Origin of the sequence: Streptomyces sp. NPDC059832 (assembly GCF_042731715.1) — a bacterium.
GTDB lineage: Bacteria > Actinomycetota > Actinomycetes > Streptomycetales > Streptomycetaceae > Streptomyces.
Genome location: NZ_JBHWIY010000035.1, coordinates 48,232 through 66,155, shown reverse-complemented (window position 1 = coordinate 66,155; position 17,924 = coordinate 48,232). Strand labels below are relative to the sequence as shown.

Genomic DNA, 17,924 nt, shown 5'->3' with positions numbered 1-17,924 from the left:
GCGTGGGCCTTGCTGTGCGGGGGTGCGGGGGTGGAGCCGGTGGGTCAGGTGGTGCGGGGGGCGGCGGCGAGGGCGGCGCGCAGATGGCCGTCGGACGCGGCCAGCAGGGTGGCGGCGGTGGGGCCGTCGACCTGGCCGAGGATGGTGAGGATGGCGTTCTTCACCTCGCCGTCGGTCGCGGCGAGGGCGGCCTCGATCTCCTCGTCGGACGCCCCGGTGGCGAGCGAGACGATCCGGCGCGAGCGGGCGCGCAGCTTCTCGTTGGAGGCGCGGACGTCGACCATCAGATTCCCGTACGTCTTGCCGAGCCGGATCATCGTGATCGTCGAGAGCATGTTGAGGACGAGCTTCTGGGCCGTGCCCGCCTTGAGCCGGGTGGAGCCGGTGAGCAGCTCCGGGCCGACGACGACCTCGATGCCGTGCTCCGCCGCGGCGCCCAGCGCGGAGTCCGCGTTGCAGGACAGCCCGATGGTCAGCGCGCCCTTCCTGCGGGCGTGCTCGACGGCGCCGATCGCGTACGGCGTGCGGCCGGAGGCGGAGATGCCGACCACGGTGTCGTCGGCGGTGAGGTCCAGGGCGTCGAGGTCCGCGGCGGCCAGCTCCTTGCTGTCCTCGGCGCCTTCGACGGCCTTGATCATGGCGGACGGGCCGCCCGCGATCAGGCCGATGACCTCGGAGGGGTCGGTGTTGAAGGTGGGCGGGCACTCGCTGGCGTCGAGCACGCCGAGCCGGCCGGCGGTGCCCGCGCCCGCGTAGATCAGCCGGCCGCCGCGGGCCATGCGTTCCGCGGTGCCGTCGATGGCGGCGGCTATCTCGGGCAGCCGGGCGCCGACGGCGGCCGGGACGGACTGGTCCTCGCCGTTCATGATGCGGGCGATCTCAAGCGTGCCGAGCCGGTCGATCTCGGCGAGCTCGGGACGGAACGCCTCGGTGGTGAGTGTCGCGAGCTGGGCGCGCAGCTCGCCGTATCCGTCGGCGGCGGTGGGGTCGGCGTCGGTGGTGGAGGTCATGGAGGGCGGCTCTGCTTTCTCGGTCTCGTACGGTTCAGCGGGTGCGGGTGCGGGTGCGGGTGCGGGTGCTCCGGTCCGGCGGGGCGGGCCGGTCAGCGCGGGCGTGGGGTGTGGCGGTGGGCCAGCGCCTCGTAGGAGGCGGCGAGGGCCGGTGCGGCCGTCTCGTACGTGCGCTGTGCGACGCCTATGAACAGGCAGTCCACGACGAGCAGTTGGCTCGTGCGGCTCGACATGGCGGCGGGCCGCAGCTCGCTCTCCCGGGCGGTGGACGTGGTCAGTACGTGGTCGGCGTACTGCGTGACGGGGCCGTCGGGGCGTCCGGTGATCGCGATCGTCGTCGCGCCGCGGTCGAAGGCGACCCGCAGCGGCTCGATGACGTCGACCGTGGAGCCGGAGTGCGTGATCGCGATGGCCACATCGCCGGAGCGGAGCTGCACGGCGTTGGTCACCGCGAGGTGCGGGTCCGTGTGGGAGTGCGCGATCAGGCCGATCCGGGCCAGCTTCTGCGCGAGGTCCTGGCCGACGAGGGAGGAGGCGCCCACGCCGTAGATGTCGATCCGCCGGGCGGTGGCGGCGGCGGCCACGGCGGCACCGAGCTGGACGGTGTCGAGCCCCGCGGCCGTGTCGGCGAGGGTCTGCTGCTCGTCGTAGGCCAGCTTGGCGACCACGTCGGCGATCGGGTCGTCGACCGCTATGTCGGCGGTGACGGAGGGAGCCCGGCCGGACTGCTGGTGCGCGGCGAGCCCGGCGAGGGCCAGACGCAGATCGCGGTAGCCGGGGTAGCCGAGGAGGCGGGCCGTGCGGACCACGGTCGCCTCGCTGGTGCCGGTGAGCTCGGCGAGACCGGTGACCGTGAGGGCTGCGCAGCCGGCCGGGTCACCGGCGACGGCCTCGGCGACACGCTGCATGGAACGGGTCATGGACGGCGCGAGCGTGCGCACCTTGGCCGCGAGGGCCGCCGGGGCGGGCGGGGAGTCAGCGCTGAAACTTTCCTTCAGGTCATGGGTCACCTTTGAAAGATATTTTCAACCGGGTTGCCCGTCAACCCCCCCTTTGGTCCCTGCCTCTTCGATCGCTGCTGCCGACAGCGCGGAAACGGGAGCGACGGGCGCGCGAGGCGGGTTCGCGGGCGGGGTGACAATGGGCCCATGGAGATGAACCCCCTGGAACAGGCGTTGCACACGGCCCGCGCGCTGGTCATGGCCGATCTTGCCGCGGGTGACGTCGCCGAGGCCGGGATCGTCTCGCTGGTCGAGGACGCGGTGACGCACCGCCGCTGGTGGGTCGAGCAGTGGCCCGACGGCGCCGCGTTCGTGGTCGGGCTCGTCGCCCAGGACGTACAGGACGCCCTGCTCGAACGGTACGGGCGATGGCCGCTCTGCCCGGTCTGCGACGCGGGCGACCCGCACGCCCTGGACGTCGAACCCGAACTGGGCCCGGACCCGCACTGGGTGTGCACCAAGGCCGCGGTGGCCGTGGCACCGGTCGGTTCGCTGAGCGGGATACTGCGGCGGTGACCGTCTATATCGACCCGCCGCAGTGGCCGGGACACGGGCGACTCTGGTCGCACCTGGTCAGCGATGTGTCCTTCGAGGAACTGCACGCCTTCGCGGCGTCCATCGGCTGCCCGGCGCGCGCGTTCGAGCGTGATCACTACGACGTACCGGAAACACGGTACGGGGACGCGGTGCGGGCCGGGGCCCGGCAGATCGGCTCGAAGGAGCTCGTCCGCCGGATCACGGAGGCGGGGCTGCGGCGGCCCAAGGGGCGGCCCGCACCGGGCTGATCCGCGCTCAGGCGGTCGTCGAGGGCGCGCACACCTGCGCCGCGTCCCGCGACGCGGCGGCCGGGGCGCCCGTCACCAGCCGGGAAGACGAGCCACGGCTGCGCTGGAGCCGCAGCGAGAACACCACGGCCACCAGCGCCAGCACCGTCATCGCCGCCCCGGCCCACGCGGTCGCCGCGAAACCGAAGTCGGCGTCGATCACCGTGCCGCCCAGCCAGGGGCCGCCCGTGTTGCCGAGGTTGAACGCGGCCGTCGTCGTCGCGCCGGCCAGCGTCGGGGCGGCGCCCGCGACGTTGAACATCCGGGCGTTCAGCGCCGGGGCCGTGTAGAACGCCGACAGGCCCAGCAGGAACGAGAGCCCGATCGCCGCGACCTGGTTCGACGCGAACAGGGCCAGCGCGACCAGGAAGACCGTCGAGGCCGCGATACCGGTCATCAGCACCCCGAAGAGATGCGCGTCCGCGACCCGGCCGCCGATCGTCGTACCGACCAGCGCACCGATCCCGAAGAGCGCGAGCACCGTCGGCACCCAGCCCGAGTCCAGCCCGGCGACATCCGTCAGCAGCGGGGCCAGATAGCTGAACGCGCAGAAGACACCGCCCGCGGCGAGCGCCGTGATCACGATGGACAGCCACACCTGCCGGTCCCGGTAGATGCTCATCTCCTGCTTGAGCCGCGGCTTCTGCTCCGGCAGCGGAATACGCGGAATCAGCGTCGTCACCCCGACCAGAGCCACGGCGGACGCCGCGCCCACGGCCCAGAACGCCGACCGCCAGCCGAGGTTCTCACCGAGGAACGCGCCCAGGGGCACGCCCAGCACATTGGCGATCGACAGGCCGCCGATCATCACGGCCATCGCACGGGCCCGCGAGTTCACCGGCACCATCGCGATGGCGACCGCCGCCCCCACCGCCCAGAACCCGGCACAGGCGAACGCGCTCACCACCCGGGACGCGAAGAGCACCTCGTACGTCGGGGCCAGCGCGCCCGCGACCTGGCCGAGGCCGAAGACGGAGATCAGGGCGATCAGCGTGGTGCGGCGCGGCAGCCGGAGCGTGGCCACGGCGAGCAGCGGGGCGCCGATCACCATGCCGATCGCGAAGGCGGATATGAGGAGTCCGGCACGGGGGATCGACACGTTCATGTCGTCGGCGATGGGAGGCAACAGCCCGGAGAGCATGAATTCGCTGGTTCCCAGGGCGAAGACCGAGAGACCCAGGATGTATACGGCCAGGGGCATGCGAGAGCGGCTAGCGGCAGAGTCGGGCATGACAGCTGCCAACAGCGATCACGGCCCCGGCATTCCCCCGCCGCCGCGGGTCAGTGGCTGAGCAGCTGCAATTCGGTCAGCAGGTTCTGCCGCGCGCGCGGCTCCCAGTGCTCCGCCCCGTACGGCGTACGGAAGAGCCGCGGCAGCCCGAGCAGCTGGCTCAGCACCGTCGCCCGCCCCTCCCGGAACGCGTCGTCGGGCACGAAGCCGTACTCCTCGCGCACCTGCGCCGCGTACGCCGCGTACTCCCTCGGGGCCGTTGCGAGAACGGCCAGATCCGCGTCGCAGAGCACCTCGCCGTCGATGTCGCCGTCCGCCGGGTCGTGGGTGATGGTGAGCCGCACCAGACGGGCCACCTCGGCCGTGACACCGTCCGGCACCCCGGCCTCCGGGAGGGCGCGCTCGGCGAGTGCCGCGCTGCGCTCCTCGTTCTCGGACCGGTCGGGCCGGTACACCGCGTCGTGGAACCAGGCGGCGAGGCGTACCGCGTCCGGGTCGGCCGCGTACCCGGCGAGCGTGTCGATGTGATCGAGCACCGCGACCAGGTGCGCGATGGTGTGGTACCGCCGCTGCGGCTCGGCCCAGCGCGCCAGCAGGTTGGCGGCGTACGGCGCCGGATCGGGCCCGGGAGCCCCGCCCCGGGCGCGGACGAGCGCCTCCCGCCAGCGCTCGCGGAGGGAGTCATCGGCGCCGTCGGCCCCGTGGGCACCGCCCGCACGCGAACTGTCGCTCATGCGATGACCCTATAGCCCGGGACCGGCCGGCTTCCGGCAACTCGGGGCGCCTCCCGTCCGACACCGTTCCGGTGGGGGTGATGGTGAACGTGACACATCGGGCGTGAGTGTCACGTTCTCGCGACGGGGGGTACCTCCACGGCCGGACCGGTCAGCGACCGGGCGGGGTGTCCAGGGCCAGTGCGGCACCCACCACGAGGAGGGGATTGCGGCGGGTGGCGAATCCGAGGACCACCACGAGCACGCCGAGGAGAACGATCACGCGTCGGCCTTCTTCCGCGCATGGACGTGCAGGCTCAGACCCGCGAGGTCCTGATCGGACGGGGTGTTTTGCGAGACATTAAGCGATTGTTCAACAAACCCACAGAGTGTGGTGTGATGCCGCCGGCTATCGGGCGGTGAGACGTTCCGCGTACGCCTCCGTCAGCTGGCGCCGCGAATCCTCCAGGTAGAAGGCCAGCATCCGCTCCGCGCCCGCCGCGTCGCCCTGCGCCAGCCGGTCCGCAATCTCCCTGTTCCGGGTGAGGTAGGGCTCGTGGAAGCGGCGCGGGTCGGCCATCACATGGAAGGCCAGCCGCAGTTCGGCGAGGACGTTGCGCATCAGCTCGTCGGTGCGGAGGCTGTTCGCGAGGCCGGTCAGGGCCTGGTGGAAGCGGATGTTGGCGGTCGAGCAGACCGCCCAGTCGTCCGCCAGCGCCGCCCGCTCGCCCGTCGACACGGCGGCCTCGACGGCCGTCAGGTCGTACGGCGGTTCGCCCAGCGTGCGCAGGGCCGCGCACTCGACGAGCAGCCGGACCCGGTAGATGTCCACCAGGTCGTCGACGGCGAGGACGCGGACGAAGACGCCCTTGTTGAGCCGGTGTTCCAGGAGGCGCTCGTGCGACAGCAGGCGGAAGGCCTCGCGCAGGGTGTTCCTGGACACGGCGAGGGCGCCGCTGATGCTCTCCTCGGAGAGCCGGCTGCCCGGTGGGAAGTAGCCTTCGGTGATGCGGTCGCGCAGGATGGCGGCGACCCGCTCGGCGGTGCCGGAGCGGGTCGGCGAGGCGCTGTCCGCCGCCAGTTCGGAGAGGTCCGGAGAAGTCCGGCCGCCCGCGGTCCCCGCCATGCCCCGTCCCCTGCCTGTTCGCGCCGGTGCCTGTTGCGCTGTGCCTGTTCGTGCTGCTGTCTGTCGCTTCAGTGAACCGTACGGCGTCTCACTCCCCAAGCCGGGTCTTGTCAGATTGTTGAACGATCGCTAGCGTGCGCCCGTGATGGATCTGACGAACCCGGCGAGCCGGACAGCCCCGATGGATCTCAACGCCGATCTCGGCGAAGGGTTCGGGCACTGGACCCTCACCGATGACGACGCGCTGCTCGACTGTGTCACCAGCGCCAATGTGGCCTGCGGATTCCACGCGGGCGACGCCTCCGTGATGCGGCGGGTCTGCGACACCGCCGCCGCCAGAGGGGTACGGATCGGTGCCCAGGTCGCGTACCGCGATCTGGCCGGCTTCGGGCGTCGCTCGATGGACGTCCCGCCCGCCGAGCTGACCGCCGAGGTCGCCTACCAGATCGGCGCCCTGCGGGTGTTCGCCGAGGCGGCCGGGTCCACGGTCTCGTACGTCAAACCGCACGGCGCCCTCTACAACCGTGCCGTCTGGGACGACGACCAGGCCGCCGCCGTGGTCGAGGGCGTCCGGCTGGCCGGCGGGGACCTGGCGGTCCTCGGGCTCCCGGGCTCGCGCCTGCTCGCCCACGCCGGGGCCGCGGGCCTCACCGCCGTCGAGGAGGCCTTCGCCGACCGCGCGTACACGCCCCGGGGCACGCTGGTCCCGCGCGGCGAGCCCGGCGCGGTGGTGCACGACGAGGACGAGGTCGTACGCCGCAGTGTCGGGATGGCGGTGGACGGGGGCGTCACCGGGGCGGACGGCAGCCGGATACCCGTCGCGGCGCGCTCGCTGTGCGTGCACGGCGACACCCCGGGCGCGGCGGCGCTGGCGCGCAGGGTCAGGTCCGCGCTGGAGGCGGCGGGCGTGACCGTGCGGGCGTTCGCATGAGTACGGGGGTTCGCACGGGCGGGGGTATCGAGGTGCTCCCCGCCGGCCCCGGGGCGCTGCTCGTCGAGCTGGCCTCCGGTGAACAGGCCGAGGCCTTCCACGCCGAGCTGCTGCGCCGCCGCGCGCTCGGTGAACTGCCCGTCGTACGCGAGATCGTGCCCGGTGCCCGGACCGTCCTCCTCGACGGCATCGCGGACCGCACCCCGGACGGCCGCGCGCGGTTCGCCCGGGAACTCGCCTCCTGGCCGATACCGCCGCTGCGCCGCGACACCGGGGAAGCCGTCGAGATCCCCGTCGTCTACGACGGCCCGGACCTCGCGGACGTCGCGGCGGCCTGGGGCGTCGCCGTCGCCGAAGTGCCCCGCATCCACGCCGGGACCGAATTCCGGGTGGCCTTCTGCGGGTTCGCCCCCGGCTTCGGCTACCTCACCGGGCTCCCCGAGCGTCTGCACCTGCCGCGCCGCGCGACCCCGCGCACCCGGGTCCCGGCCGGTGCGCTGGCACTCGCGGGGGCGTACACCGGGGTGTACCCGCGTCCGTCGCCCGGCGGCTGGCAGCTCATCGGGCGGATGCCCGACCCGGGCGAGCTGTGGAACCCGGTCCGTGAACCGGCCGCGCTGCTGAGCCCCGGGGCGCGGGTGCGCTTCGTCGCGGCGGAGGTGCGGGCGTGACCGGTGCCGTCGAGTCGGTCCGGGCCGGTGCCGTCGAAGTGGTCCGGGCCGGCGCCCTGACCACCGTTCAGGACGCGGGCCGCGTCGGCTGGGCGCATCTCGGGGTGCCGCGCGCCGGCGCCCTGGACGCCCCCGCCCGCCGCCTCGCCAACCGGCTGGCCGGGAACGGGACGGACGCCGCGGTGCTGGAGACGACCGTCACCGGCTGCGCGGTCCGCCCGGACCGGCCCGTGCTCGCCGTCGTCGGCGGGGCGCCCTGCCGGGTCACCGTCGACGGCAGGCCGGTGGCCTGGGGAACCCCGGTGCGCGTACCGGCGGGCGCGGTGCTCGACGCGGGCCCCGCGGTCCGGGGCCTGCGCAGCTATCTGGCCTTCGGCGGCGGCCTGCTGCCGGAACCGGTGCTGGGCAGCAGATCGGCCGACCTGCTCTCCGGGCTCGGCCCGGCACCCCTGCGCGACGGGGACGTACTGCCCCTGGGCCAGGCCCCGTCGAGGCCCCCGGGCACCGACGCCGTGCCCTGGCCGGGCGTGCCCGCCGAACTGGTGCTACCGCTGCGCCTCGGCCCCCGCCACGCCTGGTTCACCGACGAGGCGCTGCGTACGCTCACCAGTGCCGCGTACCGCGTCTCGCCGAACAGCAACCGCATCGGCCTGCGCACCCAGGGTCCGGCCCTGGCGCGCGCCCGCGAGGGCGAGCTGCCCAGCGAGGGGATGGTGCTCGGCGCGATCCAGGTGCCGCCGGACGGGCGCCCGGTGGTGTTCCTCAACGACCATCCGACGACCGGGGGTTACCCGGTCGTCGGTGTCGTGCACGAAACCGCACTCGCGGGCGCGGCACAGGCGGTGCCGGGGACCCGGGTGCGGTTCGTGCGGGCGGGCTGAGAACAGGTCCTACGCCGCCCTGAACCCCCGCAGCCGCAGCGAGTTGCCGACCACGAAGACCGAGGAGAACGCCATCGCGGCGCCCGCGATCATCGGGTTGAGCAGCCCGGCCGCGGCGAGCGGCAGAGCGGCCACGTTGTAGGCGAAGGCCCAGAACAGGTTCGTGCGGATGGTGCCGAGAGTCTTGCGCGACAGCCGGATCGCGTCCGCCGCGGCCCGCAGGTCCCCGCGTACCAGCGTCAGATCGCCGGCCTCGATCGCGGCGTCCGTGCCGGTGCCCATCGCCAGGCCCAGATCGGCCTGGGCGAGGGCGGCGGCGTCGTTGACCCCGTCGCCGACCATGGCGACCGAGCGGCCCTCGGCCTGGAGGCGCTTGACGACATCGACCTTGTCCTCCGGCATGACCTCCGCGTACACCTTCTCGATCCCGACCTCGGCCGCGACCGCCTCGGCCACCGCCCGGTTGTCGCCGGTCAGCAGGATCGGGGTGAGGCCCAGGGCCCGCAGCCGCTCGATGGCCTCCGCGCTGGTGTCCTTGACCGCGTCGGCGACTTCGAGCACGGCGCGTGCCTCGCCGTCCCAGGCGACCGCGATGGCCGTCCGGCCCGCGGCCTCCGCCTCGGCCTTGCGCCGGGCCAGCTCCACCGGGAGGTGGATCTCCCATTCGGCGAGCAGCTGCTCGCGGCCGACGAGGACGGCGTGGCCCTCGACGACGCCCTGGACGCCGAGGCCGGGGAGGTTGGCGAAGTCCTCGGGGGTGGGGAGGGGGGTGGTGGTGCGTTCGGCGGCTCCGGTGGCGACGGCCTGGGCGATGGGGTGTTCGGAGGAGTGTTCCAGGGCGCCGGCGAGGCGGAGTACGTCGGTTTCGTCGGTGTCTTCGGTGGTGTGGACGTCGAGGAGGGTCATGCGGCCGGTGGTGACGGTGCCGGTCTTGTCGAGGACGATCGTGTCGACGCGGCGGGTGGTCTCCAGGACTTCGGGGCCCTTGATGAGGATGCCGAGCTGGGCGCCGCGTCCGGTGCCGACCATGAGGGCGGTGGGGGTGGCGAGGCCCAGGGCGCAGGGGCAGGCGATGATCAGTACGGCCACGGCGGCGGTGAACGCGGCGGTCAGACCCGCGCCGTTGCCGAGCCAGAAGCCGAGCGTGCCGAGTGCCAGGGCGATGACGACGGGCACGAAGACGGCGGAGATCCGGTCCGCGAGGCGCTGGGCCGCCGCCTTGCCGTTCTGCGCGTCCTCGACGAGCTTCGCCATCCGGGCCAGCTGGGTGTCGGCGCCGATCCGGGTGGCCTCGACGACGAGCCGGCCGCCCGCGTTGAGCGTGGCCCCGGTGACGGAGTCGCCGACGCCGACCTCCACGGGCACGGACTCACCGGTGAGCATCGAGGCGTCCACGGCCGAGGCACCCTCGACGACGGTGCCGTCGGTGGCGATCTTCTCGCCGGGGCGGACCAGGAACCGGTCCCCGACCTGGAGTTCGGCGGTCGGCACGGTCACCTCACGGCCGCCGCGCAACACGGTCACCTCCTTGGCGCCGAGTTCGAGGAGCGCCTTGAGGGCCGCGCCCGCCTTCCGCTTGGAGCGGGCCTCGAAGTACCGCCCGGCCAGGATGAAGGCGGTGACTCCGGCGGCCGCCTCCAGGTAGATGTTCCCGGCGCCGTCGCTCCGCCCGATGGTCAGCTCGAACGGGTGCGTCATGCCGACCATGCCCGCCGTGCCGAAGAACAGCGCCCACAGCGACCACAGGAACGCGGCCGAGGTGCCGACCGAGATCAGCGTGTCCATCGTGGCCGCGCCGTGCCGGGCGTTGGTCCAGGCGGCGCGGTGGAAGGGCCAGGCGGCGTACGTGACGACCGGGGCCGTCAGCGTCAGCGAGAGCCACTGCCAGTAGTCGAACTGGAGCGCCGGGACCATCGACATCGCGATCACCGGCACGGCGAGCGCGACGGCGGTCAGCAGCCGCCGGCGCAGGGGCCGCAGCTCATCGGCGTCCGCGGCCTCGGGGGTGTCGTCCCCGGTGCGTACCGGGGGAGCGGGCTCGTGCGCGGTGTAGCCGGTCTTCTCGACGGTGGCGATCAGGTCCTGCACGGAGACGTCCTCGCCCCGGTAGCTGACCTTGGCCTTCTCGGTGGCGTAATTGACGGTGGCCTCGACGCCGTCCATCCGGTTGAGCTTCTTCTCGATGCGGGCCGCGCAGGAGGCGCAGGTCATGCCGCCGATCGCGAGCTCGACCTCTGCGGCGGTGCCGGTGGCGTTGCCGGTGCCGGTTGTGGCGGTGTGCGCGGACACGATGTCCTCCCTGGCGGAGACGTTGATACCCCTGGGGGGTATGCATTGCTGATTCAGGTATACCCCCCTCCCCTATGAAACGCAAGGGCGGATATGCCGCGCGGGCCCGGAACATGAGCGTTCGATCACCCGATGTGCGTCTGACCTCACGTATCTTCGCCTGGCATTGAGGCTGCATCCTCGGTGTACTGACCCGTAGGCTGGCCATTGGACTAGACCTATTGACGTTTCCTGTCGATGTTCCCTGTCGATGTTTCCTGGAGGATTGGGATCCCATGAGCAACCGTGCAGTCCTGGAGGTGATCGCTCTCGACGCGGAGGACGCGGTCGCTGCCCAGGCGGGTGGTGCGGACCGGCTTGAGCTGGTCACCGACATGGCGGCGGACGGCCTGACCCCGTCCTGTGCGACCTTCGCGGAGATCCGGGCGGCGGTGGACATTCCGCTGCGGGTGATGCTCAGGGTGGCGGACGGCTTCGCGGCCGGCGACATCGAGGTGCTCGTGGCCAAGGCGCGTGAGCTGCGCGCGGAGGGCGCCGAGGAGTTCGTCCTCGGCTTCCTCGACGCGCAGGGCCGCCCGGACCTGGTCGCCGTCGAACGGCTCGTCGCCGAGCTGGACGGCTGCCGCTGGACCTTCCACCGCGCGATCGACCGGGCCGCCGACCGGGACGCCCTGCGCAAGCAGCTGGCGGACCTGCCCGGCCTGGACACCTACCTCACCGCCGGCTCGTCCAAGGGCGTCGACGACGGCATCCCGACACTGCTGGTCGAGGCGGCGCGCTCCGGCGAGCCCGGGTACGAGCCGCAGATCCTGGTGGGCGGCGGCCTGCGCCTGGAGCACCTGCCGGAGCTGCTGGCCGCGGGCATCGACGCCGTGCACATCGGCGGCGCGGCGCGCCCGCACGGGTGGTCGGGGCCGGTGGACGCGGCGGCGGTGCGGGAGTGGCGGGCGGTGCTTGACGCGTAGCGGGGCGGGGGTGGGGATACGGGGCGGGGTGGGGCGGGTCGCCTGCGGCGGGCCTGTTCCCCTGCCCGCCCCTTCCCGTAACCGGGGGCTCCGCCCCCGGACCCCCGCTCCTCAAACGACGGAGGGGCTGGATTCGGCTCGCGGTGCCAGTTCGTCCGGCAGGGGCGTCGCGTGGACCACCGTCAATCCCGACACCGCACGCGTCAGCGCCACGTACAACCGGCGCAAGCCCGTGCGTTCGTCCGGTTCGCCGTCGACCACCGCGGCCGGCTCGTCCAGTACCACGTAGTCGTACTCCAGGCCCTTCGCCAGCGACGCCGGGACCAGGGTCAGACGGGACTCGGCGGTCGTCTCCTCACCGGGGGAGAGGTACGCGTGCCCCGCCGCCATCAGGGCCTCCGCCAGCGCGGGGATCCGCGCGTCGGCCGCGATCAGGCCGATCGACCCCTCCCGCGTCAGCGACTCCTCGCACGCCGCCAGCACCGCCGCGTCCAGCTCCGCCGGACCGGCGGCCTCCCGCACCTCCAGCGAACCCGGCGACTCACGCACCGATTCCACCGCCGCGAGGCCCGGCGAGATCACCGGCAGCAGCCGGGAGGCGTACGCGATCACCTCGCGCGGCACACGGAAGCCCGCCGTCAGCTCCTCCACCACCGCGTCCGACTTGCCGAGATGGTGCAGCGCCTGCGCCCAGCTCTCCGTCGACCACGGCGTCGTGCCCTGCGCGAGGTCGCCGAGGACCGTCGCCGAACCGGTCGTGCAGCGCCGGCCCACCGCCCGGTACTGCATGGGGGACAGGTCCTGCGCCTCGTCGAGCACCACATGGCCGAGCGAGTGCGTACGCGCCACCAGATCGTTCGCCTCGTCGATCAGCACCGCGTCGGCCGCCGACCACTTCGCCGACTTCACGCTCCGGGCAGGCTTCGTCCACAGGATCGTCTTCTGCTCGTCCTCGCTGAGCAGCCCCTGCGCGTGGGCGGCCAGGAACTCCGCGTCGATGAGCAGCCGCAGCACCAGCTTCGCCGGGTCGACGGCCGGCCAGATCGCCTTCACGGCCGCCTTCACCGCGGGGTTGCGGGCCACCGCGTTCTGCACCCGGTCGTCGGGCGCCTCGCCCGCCTCCTCCATCCGGACCAGGACGGAGTGCGCGATGCGCTGCGGAAGCGCTTCGTGGGCGGCCCCGTACCGCATGTCGCGGGCCAGCAGCTCGGTGACCATCTCCTCCAGCTCGTACGCGGGCACCCGCCAGCGCCGCGAACCGCGCACCACCACGACCGGCTCCGTCGGGAGCGTCACATGCGAACGGATCGCCCGCCGCAGCACCTGGGCCATCCGGGCGTCGCCCTTGACGACGGCGGCGTCCGCCGCGTCCGAGCCGCGCACCTCGATGCCGGCCGTCACCAGATCGTCGACGGTCGCCTGCTTCACCGCCAGCTCACCGAGGGCCGGCAACACCTGCTCGATGTACTGGAGGAAGGACCGGTTCGGCCCGATGACCAGCGTGCCGGTGCGGGCCAGCCGCTCGCGGTGCGCGTACAGCAGATACGCGACCCGGTGCAGGCCGACGGCCGTCTTACCGGTACCGGGGCCACCCTGCACGCAGACCGTCCCGCCGAGCTCGCTGCGGACGATCTCGTCCTGCTCGGGCTGGATCGTCGCGACGATGTCCCGCATCGGACCGACGCGCGGGCGCTCGATCTCCGCCTGGAGGAGCTTGCTGGTCTGCTCGGCCTCGGCGGGGTCGGTGAGGTGCTCGTCCTCGTACGCGGTCAGCTCACCGCCGGTGTAGCCGAAGCGGCGGCGCTGACCCACGTCCTGCGGGTCCTTCCTGGACGCCCGGTAGAACGGCTGCGAGACGGGCGCGCGCCAGTCGATGACCATCGGGTCGCCGTCGGCATCGTGGACATGGCGGCGCCCGATGTAGAACTGCTCGCCCTCCGCACCCTCGGCCTGCTCGGCACCGACCCGGTGCAGATAGTCCAGGCGCCCGAAGAAGAGCGGGGTGTGGGCGAGATCGGCGAGCGACTTGATGCGCTCGTCGATCTGGGCCTGCAGGACGGCCGCGTTGACCCAGTTCGCGGTGACATCGCGGATGTCCAGGGCCTGGGCGTCCTCACGCATGGCCCGCAGGGCGGAGCGGGACGCGGTGAGATGGGCGCGTTCGCGAGCCAGGGGATCGGTGGTGGTGTCGCTTTCGTGTTCGTGCGCGGGCACGGTGTTGCCTCCGGCTTTTCAACGCAGGACGGCGGACCGCAGCTCGTCCCCGGCCGGTGCTCGGGGGCGATGCGGTCCGCTCGGGGATCGATCACGGGTACGCGCAACAGGTGCGCGTACGGCTGTCGGCCGGTTTCCGTCCGGTCGGCGGCGCTCCCCCGGCTGCCGGCGCGCGCCCTGGGGCGAAAAGCCCTCGGGCTGCCGGTACCACGGTGCGGGAGGCGGGCAGACCGGCGATTGTATCGACCACGTTCGCCCGGGGCGAGCGGATTAATTCCGGGTCCGTCCCGTAGGGGACGGCATGCGACCGCAGACCTACTCGCACCGCCGCCGGATTCCGCCCCCGGGCCGATGCCCGCACGGGCCGGGCGCAGGACCATGGAACACATGAGCACAGTCAGCCTGAACCCCCGCAGGACCGGTCCCGCGCACGGCGCGACCGCGGCCACCGGTCACCACCGCACCCACCGTGTCGGCGACGCGGTCCACGCCGTCAAGGTCTTCGCCCGCGCCGCGTTCGGCGTGGTCGTGCTCGGTGAGTACGCGGAGGAGGCGGGCGTCCGCCGCCACCACGCCCACTGAACACGCGCCGGTCGGCCGCCGGTCAGCTGTCGGTCAGCAACTCGTCCGCGTCCACGATCCGGTACGCGTACCCCTGCTCGGCCAGGAACCGCTGGCGGTGCGCCGCGAAGTCCTGGTCGATCGTGTCGCGTGCGACCACCGAGTAGAACCGTGCCTCGTGCCCGTCCGCCTTCGGCCGCAGCACCCGGCCGAGCCGCTGCGCCTCCTCCTGGCGCGAGCCGAACGTCCCCGAGACCTGAATGGCGACGGTCGCCTCCGGCAGGTCGATGGAGAAGTTCGCGACCTTCGAGACCACCAGGACGTTGAGTTCGCCCTCCCGGAACGCGTCGAAGAGCTTCTCGCGCTGGGCGTTGCTCGTCTCGCCCTTGATCACCGGGGCGTTCAGATGCTCACCCAGCTCGTCGAGCTGGTCGATGTACTGCCCGATGACCAGGGTCTGCTCGCCGCGGTGCTTGCGCACCAGCGCCTCCGTCACCTTCCGCTTCGTGGCGGTCGTCGCACAGAACCGGTACTTCTCCTCGGCCTCGGCGGTCGCGTACGCCAGCCGCTCCGAGTCCGTCAGATTGACCCGCACCTCGACACAGTCGGCCGGCGCGATGTAGCCCTGCGCCTCGATCTCCTTCCACGGGGCGTCGAACCGCTTGGGCCCGATCAGCGAGAAGACGTCCGACTCGCGGCCGTCCTCACGCACCAGCGTCGCGGTGAGGCCCAGGCGCCGCCGGGCCTGGAGGTCGGCGGTGAACTTGAAGACGGGCGCGGGCAGCAGGTGCACCTCGTCGTAGATCACCAGCCCCCAGTCGCGGGAGTCGAACAGCTCCAGGTGCGGATAGACGCCCTTGCGGCGGGTCGTCAGCACCTGGTACGTGGCGATGGTGACCGGCCGGATCTCCTTGCGCGTACCGCTGTACTCGCCGATCTCGTCCGCAGTCAGCGAAGTCCGCTTCACCAGCTCGTGCTTCCACTGCCGGGCCGAGACGGTGTTCGTCACCAGGATCAGCGTGGTCGCCTTGGCCTCGGCCATGGCACCGGCCCCGACCAGCGTCTTCCCCGCGCCACAGGGCAGTACGACGACACCCGAGCCGCCGTGCCAGAACCCCTCGACGGCCTGCTTCTGGTACGGCCGCAGCGCCCAGCCGTCCTCGGCCAGCTCGATGGGGTGCGCCTCGCCGTCGACGTAACCGGCGAGGTCCTCGGCCGGCCAGCCCAGCTTCAGCAGCGTCTGCTTGATCTGACCGCGCTCGGACGGGTGCACGGCCACGGTGTCCGGGTCGATCCGCGCCCCGACCAGCGGCTGCACCTTCTTCGACCGGAGGATCTCCTCCAGCACGGGCCGGTCGGTGGAGGTCAGCACCAGACCGTGCACCGGATGCTTGGAGAGGGTGAGGCGGCCGTACCTGGCCATCGTCTCGGCGATGTCGACGAGCAGCGCGTGCGGAACGGGATAGCGCGAGTACTGCACGAGCGCGTCGACGACCTGCTCGGCGTCGTGCCCGGCGGCGCGCGCGTTCCACAGCCCGAGCGGGGTCAGCCGGTAGGTGTGGATGTGCTCGGGGGCGCGCTCCAGCTCCGCGAAGGGCGCGATGGCCCGACGGCAGGCGTCGGCCTGGTCGTGGTCGACTTCGAGGAGCAGTGTCTTGTCGCTCTGGACGATCAGGCAGGACACACATACCTCCGGAAGTAGGATCGTCCCGTGACAGACAGCACACCCGCCATGGCTCGGGCTTTGCCCCGTGCCAGACGCTCTAAAGGCGTCTCGGCCAGTGCGCCGGGAATGCGCGCTGCCATCTACGTACGACTTTCACGCGAAACAGAAGAGTCTACCTCGCCCGAGCGTCAGCGGGCTGCGTGCGAGGCGTTGTGCCAGGCCAGAGGCTGGAACGTCGTTGCAGTGGAAGAAGACATCGACGTGTCCGGCTATTCCCGGGGGCTGGACCGCCCGGGGCTGCAAAGGGTCCTTTCCCGTCTCGCCGAGTTCGACGTGATCGTCTTCTTCAAGATCGATCGTCTGGCCCGGTCCACGGTGGACTTCGCCGAGATCATGAAGATCACGCAGAGCGCGAGCGTGGCCCTGGCGTCGGCAAGCGAACCGCTGGACCTCACGTCGTCCATGGGCCGCGCCATGGCGAAGGTGATCGCGGTCTTCGCGGAACTGGAGTCGGACACCATAGGCATGCGCGTCTCCAGCGCCCATGAGCACCTGCGCCGGGAAGGGCGCTACACGGGCGGCAGAGTGCCGTACGGCTATCGGGTGGCCCCGAACCCCGACGGGGCGGGGAAGGTGCTGGAGATCAACCCTGAGGAAGCCGAGACTATCCACGGGATCGTGGAACGCGTCCTCAACAAGGACTCCCTCCTCAAGATCGCATCCGACCTCACCGCCTCGGACAAGCCGTCACCCGGCCACTCGTCCCGCCAGACGACGGGCAAGCGCAGCGATTCGAAGCAGTGGTACACGTCCACGCTGCGCAGTCTGCTGACCAACCCCCAGTTGCTGGGGCAGGTCATCGAGGACGGCAAGCCGATCCTGATGACGGACGGCCTTCCGCTGGTCAACCGCACGCCGATTCTCGACATGGACACGTGGCAGGCGTTGCAGGACGAGTTGGGCAGCCGGCGGGCCAACCCCGGTGATCGGCGCCGGGAAGGTACGTCGCTGCTGCGCGGGATCGTCTACTGCGCGGTGTGCCGGACGCGGATGTACACGTACATCGCGAAGGGGCGGACCCGGTACCGCTGCATCGGCCGGTTGAAGGCGCGGCAGGCAGGCGTGGAGAGCACCTGCTACGGCGTGAGCATCGCCGGTGAGGGCATGGAGCAGCACGTCACGGACATGTTCCTCAAGGCGTTCGGCGCGTTCCCGGTCGTGCGCATGGTGGAGCACGTCGGGGAGGACTTCCGCCCACAGATCCGACAGGCCCGGGAAGCATTGGAAGACCTGGAGAGGGACCGTTATGACCGTGGTCTCTTCAAGGGCGAGGAAGGCGCAGCACGCTACGCGGCGCAGTACGCCAAGCTGGAGGAGCGGTTGGCCTCGCTGAACGAGAAGCAGCGCACCGCCAAGCCTGCGGGCGTCGAAGCAGTCCCAACCGGTCGCACACACGGCCAGTTGTGGAAGGACGCCGACACGGCAGGGAAGCGAGATCTGCTGCTGAACGCCGGGACGTACGTCGAGGTCGGAATGTCTCGCAAGGGCGGCCCGAGGCTCGACACGTCCCGCCTGGCGGTCCACTTCGGCGAGGACGGCGAGATCCGCCGTGCGGACGCTGACGGCAAGGACGTTGAAGCCGTCATACAGCGCGCCGTGGCTCGGGACCTCGAACTGTTCTGAGCCCGTCTGGGCGCCTCTCACGGTCCGTCGCTGGGGAAACCTGGTGGCGGGCCGTTCGGCGTTCCTGTGAGCGTGTGTGACGACGGGGCGCTGTCAGCCGACGCCGCTACGGTCGCTGGAGAGCGGGTGCGAGGGCGGGCCGTTGCCGCTGTGCAGCC

16 protein-coding genes and 1 pseudogene are annotated in these 17,924 nt (G+C 72.1%); 8 read left to right on the top strand and 9 right to left on the bottom strand.

Annotation, left to right across the window (positions count from 1 at the left end):
- Positions 1 to 44: 44 nt before the first annotated feature.
- Positions 45 to 1,010, bottom strand: coding sequence for an N-acetylmuramic acid 6-phosphate etherase (gene murQ, locus ACFV8T_RS37550; RefSeq protein ID WP_385336284.1), 966 nt, complete (start codon positions 1,008 to 1,010; stop codon positions 45 to 47).
- A 92-nt stretch (positions 1,011 to 1,102) separates the two neighbouring features.
- Positions 1,103 to 2,020 carry a MurR/RpiR family transcriptional regulator gene (locus ACFV8T_RS37545; RefSeq protein ID WP_351075215.1) on the bottom strand — a complete coding sequence of 306 codons (918 nt, stop codon included), beginning with the start codon at positions 2,018 to 2,020 and terminating at the stop codon, positions 1,103 to 1,105.
- Positions 2,021 to 2,158: 138 nt separating this feature from the next.
- On the opposite strand from ACFV8T_RS37545, the gene ACFV8T_RS37540 reads away from it, so the two are divergent.
- Both ACFV8T_RS37540 and ACFV8T_RS37535 read left to right on the top strand, forming a co-directional pair.
- Positions 2,159 to 2,527, top strand: a complete 369-nt coding sequence (locus ACFV8T_RS37540; RefSeq protein ID WP_072487914.1) for a hypothetical protein — start codon at positions 2,159 to 2,161, stop codon at positions 2,525 to 2,527.
- Positions 2,524 to 2,796, top strand: a complete 273-nt coding sequence (locus tag ACFV8T_RS37535) for a DUF4031 domain-containing protein (protein WP_385336282.1) — start codon at positions 2,524 to 2,526, stop codon at positions 2,794 to 2,796. Before ACFV8T_RS37540 ends, ACFV8T_RS37535 begins: the two co-directional genes overlap by 4 nt.
- Before the next feature lie 7 nt (positions 2,797 to 2,803).
- On the opposite strand, the gene ACFV8T_RS37530 is transcribed toward ACFV8T_RS37535, so the two are convergent.
- From ACFV8T_RS37530 to ACFV8T_RS37515, 4 genes and pseudogenes are all read right to left on the bottom strand, one after another.
- Positions 2,804 to 4,036, bottom strand: a complete 1,233-nt coding sequence (locus ACFV8T_RS37530) for a Cmx/CmrA family chloramphenicol efflux MFS transporter (protein ID WP_385336280.1) — start codon at positions 4,034 to 4,036, stop codon at positions 2,804 to 2,806.
- A gap of 80 nt (positions 4,037 to 4,116) precedes the next feature.
- On the bottom strand, positions 4,117 to 4,800 hold the full coding sequence (locus ACFV8T_RS37525; RefSeq protein ID WP_385336278.1) for a hypothetical protein: 684 nt from the start codon (positions 4,798 to 4,800) through the stop codon (positions 4,117 to 4,119).
- Positions 4,801 to 4,981: 181 nt separating this feature from the next.
- Positions 4,982 to 5,062: pseudogene (locus tag ACFV8T_RS37520) on the bottom strand (DUF969 domain-containing protein); the annotation flags it as partial.
- A gap of 126 nt (positions 5,063 to 5,188) precedes the next feature.
- On the bottom strand, positions 5,189 to 5,905 hold the full coding sequence (locus tag ACFV8T_RS37515; RefSeq protein WP_385336276.1) for a GntR family transcriptional regulator: 717 nt from the start codon (positions 5,903 to 5,905) through the stop codon (positions 5,189 to 5,191).
- Between the two features lie 181 nt (positions 5,906 to 6,086).
- Between ACFV8T_RS37515 and ACFV8T_RS37510 the strand changes: the two genes are divergently transcribed.
- From ACFV8T_RS37510 to ACFV8T_RS37500, 3 genes are read left to right on the top strand one after another with little or no spacing between them, the layout of a single operon-like run.
- A complete protein-coding gene (locus ACFV8T_RS37510) occupies positions 6,087 to 6,836 on the top strand; it encodes a LamB/YcsF family protein (RefSeq protein ID WP_385336322.1) in 750 nt (249 codons plus the stop codon).
- Positions 6,833 to 7,507, top strand: a complete 675-nt coding sequence (locus ACFV8T_RS37505) for an allophanate hydrolase subunit 1 (protein ID WP_385336274.1) — start codon at positions 6,833 to 6,835, stop codon at positions 7,505 to 7,507. The genes ACFV8T_RS37510 and ACFV8T_RS37505 overlap by 4 nt, the downstream gene beginning before the upstream one ends.
- Positions 7,504 to 8,388: a biotin-dependent carboxyltransferase family protein gene (locus ACFV8T_RS37500; protein WP_385336272.1), complete on the top strand. Its 885-nt coding sequence runs from the start codon at positions 7,504 to 7,506 to the stop codon at positions 8,386 to 8,388. The genes ACFV8T_RS37505 and ACFV8T_RS37500 overlap by 4 nt, the downstream gene beginning before the upstream one ends.
- 9 nt (positions 8,389 to 8,397) lie before the next feature.
- On the opposite strand, the gene ACFV8T_RS37495 is transcribed toward ACFV8T_RS37500, so the two are convergent.
- Positions 8,398 to 10,677 carry a heavy metal translocating P-type ATPase gene (locus ACFV8T_RS37495; protein ID WP_385336270.1) on the bottom strand — a complete coding sequence of 760 codons (2,280 nt, stop codon included), beginning with the start codon at positions 10,675 to 10,677 and terminating at the stop codon, positions 8,398 to 8,400.
- Between the two features lie 275 nt (positions 10,678 to 10,952).
- Here ACFV8T_RS37495 and ACFV8T_RS37490 point away from each other — a divergent pair, with 275 nt between their 5' ends.
- The gene (locus ACFV8T_RS37490; protein WP_385336268.1) at positions 10,953 to 11,642 is read left to right on the top strand and encodes a copper homeostasis protein CutC; all 690 of its coding nucleotides are present in this window, start codon (positions 10,953 to 10,955) and stop codon (positions 11,640 to 11,642) included.
- Positions 11,643 to 11,753: 111 nt separating this feature from the next.
- Here ACFV8T_RS37490 and ACFV8T_RS37485 read toward each other — a convergent pair whose 3' ends face one another.
- On the bottom strand, positions 11,754 to 13,856 hold the full coding sequence (locus ACFV8T_RS37485; protein WP_385336266.1) for a HelD family protein: 2,103 nt from the start codon (positions 13,854 to 13,856) through the stop codon (positions 11,754 to 11,756).
- Positions 13,857 to 14,243: 387 nt separating this feature from the next.
- On the opposite strand from ACFV8T_RS37485, the gene ACFV8T_RS37480 reads away from it, so the two are divergent.
- Positions 14,244 to 14,438, top strand: a complete 195-nt coding sequence (locus ACFV8T_RS37480; protein WP_385336264.1) for a hypothetical protein — start codon at positions 14,244 to 14,246, stop codon at positions 14,436 to 14,438.
- Between the two features lie 22 nt (positions 14,439 to 14,460).
- Here ACFV8T_RS37480 and ACFV8T_RS37475 read toward each other — a convergent pair whose 3' ends face one another.
- The gene (locus ACFV8T_RS37475) at positions 14,461 to 16,101 is read right to left on the bottom strand and encodes a DNA repair helicase XPB (RefSeq protein WP_385336262.1); all 1,641 of its coding nucleotides are present in this window, start codon (positions 16,099 to 16,101) and stop codon (positions 14,461 to 14,463) included.
- 27 nt (positions 16,102 to 16,128) lie between these two features.
- Between ACFV8T_RS37475 and ACFV8T_RS37470 the strand changes: the two genes are divergently transcribed.
- Complete coding sequence (locus tag ACFV8T_RS37470) at positions 16,129 to 17,766, top strand: recombinase family protein (protein ID WP_385336260.1); 1,638 nt, start codon at positions 16,129 to 16,131, stop codon at positions 17,764 to 17,766.
- Positions 17,767 to 17,924: the final 158 nt, after the last annotated feature.